The organism is bacterium (assembly GCA_040753555.1).
Lineage (GTDB): Bacteria > UBA9089 > UBA9088 > UBA9088 > UBA9088 > JBFLYE01.
This window is the reverse complement of sequence record JBFMDZ010000076.1, coordinates 1-10,245: the sequence shown is the minus strand read 5'-3', so window position 1 is coordinate 10,245 and position 10,245 is coordinate 1. Positions and strand designations below refer to the sequence as shown.

General features: G+C 37.2%; 11 protein-coding genes. 7 read left to right on the top strand and 4 right to left on the bottom strand.

Annotated elements, in window-relative coordinates:
• The first annotated feature begins 111 nt into the window (after nt 1–111).
• The 6 genes from AB1630_07300 to fliR all read left to right on the top strand — a co-directional run bounded on the left by AB1630_07300 (nt 112) and on the right by fliR (nt 4,502).
• On the top strand, nt 112–498 hold the full coding sequence (locus AB1630_07300; GenBank protein ID MEW6103599.1) for a response regulator: 387 nt from the start codon (nt 112–114) through the stop codon (nt 496–498).
• The gene (locus AB1630_07295; protein ID MEW6103598.1) at nt 491–1,558 is read left to right on the top strand and encodes a HAMP domain-containing sensor histidine kinase; all 1,068 of its coding nucleotides are present in this window, start codon (nt 491–493) and stop codon (nt 1,556–1,558) included. Before AB1630_07300 ends, AB1630_07295 begins: the two co-directional genes overlap by 8 nt.
• A complete protein-coding gene (locus AB1630_07290; GenBank protein MEW6103597.1) occupies nt 1,559–2,449 on the top strand; it encodes a response regulator in 891 nt (296 codons plus the stop codon).
• 149 nt (nt 2,450–2,598) lie between these two features.
• Nucleotides 2,599–3,327 (top strand): flagellar type III secretion system pore protein FliP, encoded by a 729-nt coding sequence (gene fliP / locus AB1630_07285; GenBank protein MEW6103596.1) that lies wholly within the window; start codon nt 2,599–2,601, stop codon nt 3,325–3,327.
• 141 nt (nt 3,328–3,468) lie between these two features.
• On the top strand, nt 3,469–3,732 hold the full coding sequence (locus AB1630_07280; protein ID MEW6103595.1) for a flagellar biosynthetic protein FliQ: 264 nt from the start codon (nt 3,469–3,471) through the stop codon (nt 3,730–3,732).
• Between the two features lie 2 nt (nt 3,733–3,734).
• Nucleotides 3,735–4,502 carry a flagellar biosynthetic protein FliR gene (gene fliR / locus AB1630_07275; protein MEW6103594.1) on the top strand — a complete coding sequence of 256 codons (768 nt, stop codon included), beginning with the start codon at nt 3,735–3,737 and terminating at the stop codon, nt 4,500–4,502.
• Here the strand turns inward: fliR and AB1630_07270 are convergent.
• Both AB1630_07270 and htpX read right to left on the bottom strand, forming a co-directional pair.
• Nucleotides 4,497–5,357 (bottom strand): decaprenyl-phosphate phosphoribosyltransferase, encoded by an 861-nt coding sequence (locus AB1630_07270; GenBank protein MEW6103593.1) that lies wholly within the window; start codon nt 5,355–5,357, stop codon nt 4,497–4,499. The genes fliR and AB1630_07270 overlap by 6 nt on opposite strands.
• Before the next feature lie 248 nt (nt 5,358–5,605).
• A complete protein-coding gene (gene htpX / locus AB1630_07265; GenBank protein MEW6103592.1) occupies nt 5,606–6,451 on the bottom strand; it encodes a zinc metalloprotease HtpX in 846 nt (281 codons plus the stop codon).
• A 428-nt stretch (nt 6,452–6,879) separates the two neighbouring features.
• Between htpX and AB1630_07260 the strand changes: the two genes are divergently transcribed.
• Nucleotides 6,880–9,081, top strand: a complete 2,202-nt coding sequence (locus AB1630_07260; protein ID MEW6103591.1) for a sodium-translocating pyrophosphatase — start codon at nt 6,880–6,882, stop codon at nt 9,079–9,081.
• Nucleotides 9,082–9,368: 287 nt separating this feature from the next.
• Here the strand turns inward: AB1630_07260 and AB1630_07255 are convergent, their stop codons facing one another.
• A complete protein-coding gene (locus AB1630_07255) occupies nt 9,369–9,650 on the bottom strand; it encodes a hypothetical protein (GenBank protein ID MEW6103590.1) in 282 nt (93 codons plus the stop codon).
• A 146-nt stretch (nt 9,651–9,796) separates the two neighbouring features.
• Nucleotides 9,797–10,245, bottom strand: a 449-nt coding sequence (locus AB1630_07250; protein MEW6103589.1) for a 3-deoxy-D-manno-octulosonic acid transferase, incomplete at its 5' end; no start/stop codon positions are given.

The window sequence follows — 10,245 nt, the reverse complement described above, 5'->3', positions numbered from 1 at the left end:
ACATATGCCCTGTCCTCGTATAGAGGAAGCATTGCTGAAGAGCCACGTTGCGGAAATCCACAAGCACGGTTCTGTGAGGGGCATAAAATAACATATAGGAGGTTATAGAAAATGTCTACTCGACAAACTATATTATTGGTAGAAGACATTTCCAAGCTTTTGGAATATAGATTAGAGGATGAGGGCTATAATGTATTATGTGCTTATGATGTAGAGAGTGGATTAAGCATAATTGATGAGAAAAGGGATTTAATATCCCTTGTTTGTCTTGATATTATCCTTCCTAAATCTAAAGATAATCAAGAAATAGATGATCAGGGAGGGTTTAAGATTGCCAAGCATATACCAAAATCTATTCCATTTATCTTTATTAGTGTCTATGAGAGGAGCAGTGAGATTTTGGAGGGAGAAAGGTTAGGGGTAAGGGCATTTTTTACAAAGCCTTATGATACCCTTGATGTTGTGAATAAGATAAAAGAGATTTTAAGAAATGAATAGAGAGAATTTATTTCGTGAAGAATTGGAAAAGAGCTGGGCACAGCTTGCAGGAATCCGTGAAATAGAAAGCAAGGCATCCTTTCTTTCCCAAGAGGAGCTTTTCTCTCTCTGCTTGGATAGAGCAATCTTTTTACTAAGGATAGAAAAGGGGTTCTGGCTACATAAAGATGAAGAGGGATGGAAGATAGCTGCCTTAAAGGGAATAGAGGAGAGAGAAGCCAAGGAGATAATAAAAAAAATCAAAATAGAAGATGGAAACACAATAAGGGTTTCTGGCTTAATGAGTATTCCCCTTGTTTGGGAGGATGAGGTTATAGAAAGGGCAAATTTTATAAAAGAGGGGGATTTTACCTATATGGATGAAAAAAGAGTCCTTCCCCTTTTAAAAACAGCCTTATTTGTGATTAAGGCTATGTGCCTCCAGAAAGAAATTAGGCAACTCTCTACCTCGGTTGGTCATCGCATAGGCACAAAGATGGTTGCTTTGGAGAATAGGGTTCTTACAGCAAGCCAACTAATTACTACATCGGAAGATAGGCTTCAAAAGGAAATAGATTCTATGGACAGAATAATTCAAAATACCAGAGCAATATTGAATGACTTTGCTGGGTTGCTTAAGCCTTTATCTCTTAATATTCAAGAGATAGATATAGCTACGCTTATTGAAGAGGTTATAGAGGAAATGGGAATAGCTCCTTATTGTAAGAAATCTTTAGAAAGGCCAATCATTCAAGGAGATAAGCAAAGATTAAAGGAGGTATTTTCAGAGCTTATAAACAATTCCAAAGCCTTTCTTCCTCAAAAAGGGGGAGAAATTAACCTAATCCTTCAAGCAAAAGGGGATAATATAGAAATAACCATTGCTGATAATGGACCAGGAATTCCCTTTGAAAATAAGAGAAAGATATTTGAGCCATTCTTTACTACAGGCAAAGGAACAGGGCTTGGGCTTTGCATTGTTAAGCGTTTTATAGAAGCCCATAAGGGAAAGATAAGGGAGGAAGGAATTCCTGGGGAAGGAGCAAGGTTTGTAATCGCTTTGCCAAAAGGAGGAAAATAGATGGAAAGGATTTTTGTGGTTGAGGATGATGAGGAGACAAGAGAAAGTTGGAAAGGGCTTTTTCAAAGCAAGGGATGGGAGGTAACACCCGCTTCAAGTGCAGAGGAGGCGTGGAAAATAATCAACTCCTCTCCTTCTTTTGATGTAGCAGTGGTGGATATGTGTTTAAGCCCAGAAGACAAAGAGGGAATAGGAGGGTTAAACACTATTAAGGTGATAAATAAAAAAGACCCCTCAACCCAGATAATTGCGGTCTCAACATATTTAGACATAGAGGATGTTCTTAATAACATCTACAAAGCCCTAAAATATCATCTCTACCAGTATTTAGATAAGAAAAGAGAAGATTTTGGCAAAATTCTTCTCTCTCAAATAGAAAACGCTATAATATATAAGGAAAACCTAAGAGAAGGAAGGGTTATTCCCAAAACACTTCCTGCTTATGCCAGCCATTCAAAACGAAATAAGGAGTTGGTTGAAGGTCTTGTAAAGTATGGTAAGCTTACAGAGGGTGATGTCCAGAAATATATTACAGAAGCAAGAAGAGAAGGAATGGGGCTTGAGGCATACCTTCGCTATAAAAAAATTATTGATGGAGGCGTCTTAACATTTATTCTTGGGAAGGTTTTAGATACTACTGACTATGAACAAATAAACACTTATAACCCAAGTATTGATAAGGAAGAAAAAAGGGCTATTCTTTTAAAATTTCTTAAATTGCAAGGTTTAGTTCCTGCAGGATGGGATGGGAATAAATTATTGATAAAGATGGGATTTCCAAACAATGAGGGTTTAGAAATGATTAAAGGAATAGTTAGAAAAGATGTAATATCCCTTCCCTCTTCTCAAAGAGAGGTAGAAGAGGAGATTGAAAACCTTTTTCTGGAATAATCCTTTGAGGTCAGCTAAACACATACAAAATTTACAATTAAACTAAGGAATTTCAACGCATATTAAGGAGATAAACACATACGAATTTTTAAACACCTGAACATATACTAATCCTTGTAAGAGATCAGGGGAGATACTATAATTTTTATATGAAAAAGGTATTATTTTTTCTCTTTATTGCTTTTTCTTCATTTTGTGCCGATATTCCTATTCCAAAGATAAATTTAGGGATTGCACCCGGAAAGCCAGAGGATGTTGCAATGAGCCTTCAGATTTTATTTATCCTTACAATTCTTGCCTTAGTTCCTTCAATTATTATGATGGTTACATCGTTTGTAAGGATAGTTATTGTCCTTACATTTGTAAAGCAGGCTCTGGCAATTCAGCAAGCACCTCCACAGCAGGTAATCACAGCCCTTGCTTTATTTTTAACATTTTTTATTATGTCTCCTACATTGGATAAGGTTAATAAAAATGCCTTAACGCCTTACTTAGAGAAAAAGATTACAGGAGGAAAGGCATTGGAGGAGGCATCTATTCCTGTAAAGGATTTTATGTTAAGGCAGACAAGGGAGAAGGATTTAGCTTTGTTTGTTGGAATCTCAAAGCTAGAAAGGCCAAGAACACCAAAGGATATTCCAATTTTAACCCTAATTCCAGCATTTATGACATCTGAGATTTCCATTGCATTTCAAATTGGGATATTGCTATTTCTACCTTTCCTTGTTATAGACATTATTGTTGCATCTGTTTTAATGTCTATGGGTATGATTATGCTTCCACCTGCAATGATTTCATTGCCATTTAAGATTTTGCTATTTGTTATGGTTGATGGATGGAATCTTTTAATCCATAGGCTTGTTTTGAGTTTTCATTGAAGAGTCTAAAGAGTCTAGGGGTCAAAGAGTCTAGGAGTCTAAAGGATCTATGGATGTTTTTTCTTTTGTGCTTTGAATTTTGGATTTGTTTTAAGATTTTGAATTTAGGATTTTTTATGCAGGGGAGTAAACATATATAAGATGACAGAGGGGTTAGTAATCAGGCTTTTTCAGGAGGCTATTTTTTATGCTATAATCTTATCGCTTCCAATGCTTGCTGTATCAATTATTGTTGGTTTAATAATCTCTATTCTTCAAACAGCAACATCCATTCAGGAGCAAACAATAACATTTGTCCCAAAGATTTTGGCTGTTCTTATTACAGGTGGGCTATGTGCTGCCTGGCTTGGAAAGACAATGGGATGGTGGACAATAAGGGTGTTTGAGATAATTTCAACCCTTTAATAATGGAAGTTCTACTTTCTGAATTCCAAAAATTCTTGCTTGTATTCCTTAGAATATCTGGGATATTCATAACAGCCCCTCTGTTTTCAAGCCCAAATATAGGCTATCCAATAAGGGTAGGCATTTGCCTTCTTGCTTCCCTTGCCGCAGCACCTCCTGTCCTTTCCTTTATTCCACAACCACCAACAAATATCATTAACTACGGTATTCTTTCCATATCTGAAATTATTATTGGGCTTACCATTGGGCTCTTTGCCTCCTTTATTGTTTCTTTATTTAGCCTGTCAGCAGAATTCTATTCTGTTTCAATGGGGTTTGCCATAAGCAATGTCTTTGACCCACTTTCTGAGGTAGAGCAACCTGTTATTGGGCAATTATTAGGGCTATTTGGAATGCTTGTATTTATTACAATAGATGGACCACAAACAATCCTTCACGGTGTAATTTCTTCATTTGGCTTTGTTTCCGGGTTATCCCTCATTTCCTCAAAAATCCTTTCTTCTTCTATGATTGATGTGTTTTGCAAGATGTTCACCACAGCCCTTAAGATTAGCTTCCCCCTTCTTTGTGTATTATTCCTTGTAAATCTCTCATTGGGTCTTCTTTCAAAGGCAGCACCCTTGATAAACATTATGATATTTGGTTTTCCAATTACCATTCTTTCTGGTTTAATTGTTCTTTTTCTTCTCTTTCCTTTTCTTTGGAATGTCTCTTCCTTTATATTTCAAGAGCTATTCTCTGATATAGACAAGCTTATAAGAAGTTTATAGGTATATTATACATAAAACACAAGCAATCCAAAGAAGCATATTGATCATTAAGGGTTTATCTTGTGTAATGTCTATCTCAGGAGAGCCTCCCCTCCCTTTTTGATGGACAAGGTAGAGGTATCTAAATATCCCATATAGTACAAAAGGTATGGTCAGGGGAAAATATTCTCCAAATTTGTCTCTTACCTGAAAGGCATATAAAGAATAGGCAATAACAGCCGCACCTGTTATGGCTGAAATCATCTCATCAATAAAGGAAGGGCTATATTCAGAGAGAATTTCACGATGCAATGAGGCATCGTTCTCTAAAAGAACAAGCTCATGCCTTCTTTTGCTTAGTATAAGAAACAGGGCTATAAGCATTGTGCAGATAAGAAGCCAGAGAGAAATAGAAACACCAATAGCAAACGCACCTGTAATAACCCTTATTACAAACCCAAAAGAAAGGATAAGAATGTCAATAATAACAATATTTTTAAGAAAAAATGAATAGGATAAAGAAAGAAGAAGATAAGAAACAAGGCAAAGGCTAAAATTATAATTTATAAAAAATGAAAAAGAAATGGAGGCTATAATAAATAGAATGGCAAAGATTATGGCATATTCTTTTTTTAGAGCACCGGATATAATAGGCCTTTTTAATTTTAATGGATGTAGCCTATCCTTTTTTTGGTCAATTACATCATTTATAAGATAACCAGAGCCTGCAATAAGGCAAAATAGAATAAATCCAAAAGAAACCTTAAGTAAAGAAATAGGATCATTTAGCCTTTCTCCAAAAACCAAAGCAGCAAAGATAAAGAGATTCTTTATCCATTGCTTTGGTCTCATACTAATTATTAGATTGAATATCATAAAAGAATTGTATAGCAAAACCTATTTATTTTCAAGGAATTTTATGGGATTGTTACTATATCACATGTATAAGATTTGTATGTGTTCACCTAATTTTAAGGAAAGCCTGTAGAGTCTAAAGGGTCTAGGAGTCGGAGGGTCTTAAGAGTCTAAAAGGCTGTAATTTCCAGACTCTCTAACTCTAAGCCTCTCTGACTCTTTATTAGAGGATGAAAATTGACCCCTTGTTTTATAGTCTAGTGTGGTTTTTATCTTATCATCTCCCTTAATCGCCTTATCCTTTCTTCAATTGGAGGATGTGTTGAGAAAAGGGAGAGGAAAAACCCACCAGATAATGGATTGACAATAAACATATGGGCTGTTGATGGGTTTGCATCCATTGGAATCCTACTAACACTCATCCTTAATTTCTCAAGGGAGGATGCAAGCTTATTCGGAGAGCCACAGATTCTTGCTCCCTCAGAATCTGCAAGGTATTCCCTTGACCTTGATATGGCAAGCTGGATGAGCAAAGCCGCTAATGGTGCGACAATGGCTATTGCAAGGAAAACTAGGGGATTGCTACTTCTTCCCTCCTCATCCCTCCTGCTTCCTCCAAATATAGCTGCCCATTGTGCCATATGAGCAAGATAGCTTATAGCACCAGCAATTGTTGCGGCAATTGTTGCTATTAAAATATCCCTATTTTTTATATGAGCAAGCTCATGACCCAATACACCCTCTAGCTCCTCATAAGAAAGAAGCCTTAATATCCCTGTTGTTACAGCAACAGAGGCATGTTTTGGGTCTCTTCCTGTAGCAAAGGCATTTGGCGATGCATTTTCCATAAGATATACCTTTGGCTTTGGCATCCCTGATGCCTGTGTAAGGTTATAGACAATCCTATGGACATCGGGAAAATCCTTTTCTAAGATTTCTTTTGCTCCATACATCGCAAGGACTATCTTATCAGAGAAAAAATATGCTCCGAGGTTCATAACCCCTGCCATAATAAGGGCAAATGTAAGCCCTCCCTGCCCTCCAATTACCCTTCCTATTGCAAGAAGCAACAAAGTAAGACTACATAAGAGAATAAATGTTTTAAAGCTATTCATTTTTCATCACCTCTAAAATTATAAAAACCTATCTTCTTTTTGTAAAGGGATTTTGTAACTATTTAGAACTTCCCCAACTTTTTACAAATCTATATAAACAATAAGATAAAGCTGTAGTGCATTGTAACATTAAAAGTTAAATAATGTCTTTTTGCTTTATAGTATCTTGCATAAATTGTTGCAATATACAGTTAGACTAAAAGCCTTTAATAATTTGCGTTACAATGCAGTAGTTAGGAAGCCAGTATGGAAGTCGGGTTAGGATGTTGGTAAAAAGCGACTAACTTCCTAACCCCTAAACCAAACAGGCATGAAAAATGTCTCCTGTTGAATGCTGAGAGCCAAAAAAATTTTTCTGAAAAACCTTGACAATTATTTTGGTTTTGATTATATTTATGTAAATTTTTAAATTGGGAGGAATAAGGGAAATGTTTGAAAATGTAATTCTTTGGGTTGTATTAGGAAGTGGGATTTTGGGTCTTGTCTATGCCTTTTTTCTAGGCACTACAATTTTAAAAGAAGACCAGGGAACAGAAGATATGAGGCGTGTTGCATCTGCAATCCAGGAGGGAGCAAATGCCTACTTAAAGCGACAATTTACAACAATTGCAGGGCTTATTCTTGTCCTTACAATTGTCCTTTTGTTTACATCGCCACCATCTGAGGGAGGAACACATATTGAAAATCAAGGCTTCGATTGGTTTGTTGCCATTGGAAGAAGCCTTGCATTTTTGATGGGAGCAATATTCTCTGCGGCTATTGGTGGAATAGGAATGAGCTTAGCTGTAAGGGGAAATGTCAGGACAACCCAGGCTGCCAGGTCATCTTTGAGAAAGGCATTAAAAATAAGCTTTAGAACAGGCTCAATTACTGGAATGATTTGCGTTGGTCTTGGAATTATTGGAGCAACAATAATTTATATGATATATAAAGAAAGGTGCTATGAGGTTCTTGTTGGTTTTGGATTTGGCGGATGCCTCCTTGCTTTATTTATGAGGGTTGGTGGAGGAATCTATACAAAAGCCGCAGATGTTGGTGCAGACCTTGTTGGAAAGGTAGAAAAGGGGATTCCAGAAGATGACCCAAGGAATGCGGCAACAATAGCAGATAATGTTGGAGACAATGTTGGTGATTGTGCAGGAATGGCAGCAGATATATTTGAGTCTTATGAGGTAACCCTTGTTGCCGCAATGATTTTGGGAACAATTGCCCTGCCACCATCCCAATATGGAGCAACAGGCATTATATTTCCCTTAATCATTCGTGCGATTGGTGTTTTAACATCCATACTTGGAACATACATCGTTCAGGCGAAATCAGAGGATGAGGATGCAATGAGACCAATTCAAAGGGCATTTACTGTTTCTGCCATTATTACAGCCATTGCCGCACTCATTGTCTCTTATTTTTATATGAATTGCGACCTTCGCTTTGGATGTGCTGTTTCAATTGGCCTTATTTTGGCTATTTGCATCTCTTACTTAACAGAGCATTTCACGTCCGTAAAGCAATCGCCAGTTCAGGAGATAGCAAGGTCAACACAAACAGGACCTGCAACAACAATTCTTTCTGGATTTGCTGTTGGCCTTGAGTCCTCTGTCTGGTCTATCTTTCTTATTGCTTTGGCAATTGTTACATCAATGTTGCTCTTTAGTGGAGATGTTAATCTTGCTTTATATGGCATCTCTTTATGTGGAATGGGAATGCTTGCAACAACAGGTGTTATTGTTTCAATGGATTCTTATGGACCTGTTACAGATAATGCACATGGGATTGGTGAGATGACCGGGGTAGGACATGAGGGAAAGACAGAGGAGATTACAAACAAGCTTGATGCTGTTGGAAATACAACGAAGGCTACAACAAAGGGTTTTGCCATTGCAACAGCCGCAATTGCCGCTATTTCTCTATTTTCTTCATACATTGGCTCATCAGGACTTTTAGAAACAGGGATTAGGATAAATGTTCCCCTTGTATTTGTTGGATTTCTCTTTGGTGGTGGGATTCCATTTCTATTCTCATCGCTTCTTGTTCGGGCTGTTGGAAGGGCAGCAGGAGAAATGGTTAACGAAGTTAGAAGGCAATTCCATGAAATCCCTGGGATTATGGAAGGCACAGCAAAGCCAGAATATGCAAAGTGTATTGATATTGCAACATCTGCCGCACAAAAAGAGCTTGTAGGCCCTGGATTGCTTGCTGTCCTAGCACCTGTTATTATTGGCTTTAGCTTTGGAGCAGAGGCATTAGGTGGATACCTTGTTGGAATTATTTTATCAGGTCAGCTGCTTGCTGTATTTATGGCAAATGCAGGTGGTGCCTGGGATAATGCAAAGAAATTCATAGAGGAGGGAAACTATGGTGGGAAAGGCTCTGATTGCCATAAAGCAGGTGTAATTGGAGATACAGTCGGAGACCCCCTAAAGGATACATCAGGACCAGCCTTAAATCCATTGATAAAGGTTATGAACCTCATAGCCTTACTTATTGCAGGCTTGATCATGAAATATGGTATTATAAGAAAAGGCGGGTTTTCCCTTGAGACCGGAACAATCATTGCTATTGTAATTTCTCTAATCATCGTTGGAGTTGCAATCATAAATAGCAAAAGGGAGGCATTTAAGGGGAAGTAAGGAGGAAATTATGAATATGGTAATAGTGAAAGATGCAATGATGAAAATCATTTAAGAACAACCTGAAGATGCATCATACGAAGCAATAATGCGTGAACTTGTTTTTGAGCGAATGGTAGAAAGAGGATTAGAGGATTCAATTAAAGGAAGGTATATGTTTAGCTGGTTTAAAATTCATTTCTCCCTATATAGAACGGAAGAGCGGAAGAACGGAAGGGCTAACTAAAAGCTTTCTTGCTTCCGCGCTTTAAGCGCTTCCACACTTTCTTTCATTGCTTTCCTTAAAATTAGCTGAACACATACGGTATAGGTCTTGTAGTTCCTGAATAACCTATAGGTCTTCCTGGATTTTTGTAAGGTTTATCAGAAGGGGGGTTGGAAAATTTTTTCTGTGAGGGAGGAATATGGGCATTCTCATACTTATTAAGCCTTCTCTCTAGTTCTTTGACCTTCCTTTCTAATTCTTTAATCATTATTTGTTGTTCTTCAATTATTCTTATAAGCCTCTTGCAATTTGGACAAGAGGAAACCTCTATTTCCTTTAAAAGGTTGTTGTAATCTTTGTTCATTTACCTTATTTATCGGCATTTTTGTTAAAAAGCTTAAGTAATTAGCTAAACATATACAAAATTTGAGCTAAACACATACAAAGGAAGAATAATCAACAATGAGGAAATATCTTTGGTTATAGAAACATTAACACAAAAAACCAATTTTATTTCAGTATATTAAGGATAAAGGGGATGCACCTTTTTGAAGCACCTACCAGGCTTAAAGCAACATTTTTTGCATTATCTCCTGCCCTTTTTAACTCATCGGGATTTTCAAGAAGGAATGCTATTTGAGAAAAAATAGATGAGGAGGAAACCTCAAATCCACCACCATCTTTTTTTAAGCTATTCGCACAATCCTTAAAATTATCTGTATATCTTCCAAACAATACAGGTTTTCCAAGGATTGCAGGCTCAATTAGGTTATGACAGCCATAGGGAAATAAAGAGCCTCCAACAAATACAAGGCTTGCCTTCTTGTAAAAAGACCTTAATTCGCCGATTGTATCTAATAGAACAATAGAGCAAGATGGAATGTATGATGCGCTGCTTCTTCTTATAAGCCCTTCATCTTTTAAAATCACAGAAGCCCTTTCAATGTGCCTTGGAGCAA

Coding starts and splice junctions, on each gene's coding strand:
- AB1630_07270 (MEW6103593.1), bottom strand. CDS start 5,357: ATGATATTCAATCTAATAATTAGTATGAGACCAAAGCAATGGATAAAG.
- fliR (MEW6103594.1), top strand. CDS start 3,735: ATGGAAGTTCTACTTTCTGAATTCCAAAAATTCTTGCTTGTATTCCTT.
- AB1630_07295 (MEW6103598.1), top strand. CDS start 491: ATGAATAGAGAGAATTTATTTCGTGAAGAATTGGAAAAGAGCTGGGCA.
- AB1630_07290 (MEW6103597.1), top strand. CDS start 1,559: ATGGAAAGGATTTTTGTGGTTGAGGATGATGAGGAGACAAGAGAAAGT.
- AB1630_07255 (MEW6103590.1), bottom strand. CDS start 9,650: ATGAACAAAGATTACAACAACCTTTTAAAGGAAATAGAGGTTTCCTCT.
- AB1630_07280 (MEW6103595.1), top strand. CDS start 3,469: ATGACAGAGGGGTTAGTAATCAGGCTTTTTCAGGAGGCTATTTTTTAT.
- AB1630_07260 (MEW6103591.1), top strand. CDS start 6,880: ATGTTTGAAAATGTAATTCTTTGGGTTGTATTAGGAAGTGGGATTTTG.
- htpX (MEW6103592.1), bottom strand. CDS start 6,451: ATGAATAGCTTTAAAACATTTATTCTCTTATGTAGTCTTACTTTGTTG.
- AB1630_07300 (MEW6103599.1), top strand. CDS start 112: ATGTCTACTCGACAAACTATATTATTGGTAGAAGACATTTCCAAGCTT.
- fliP (MEW6103596.1), top strand. CDS start 2,599: ATGAAAAAGGTATTATTTTTTCTCTTTATTGCTTTTTCTTCATTTTGT.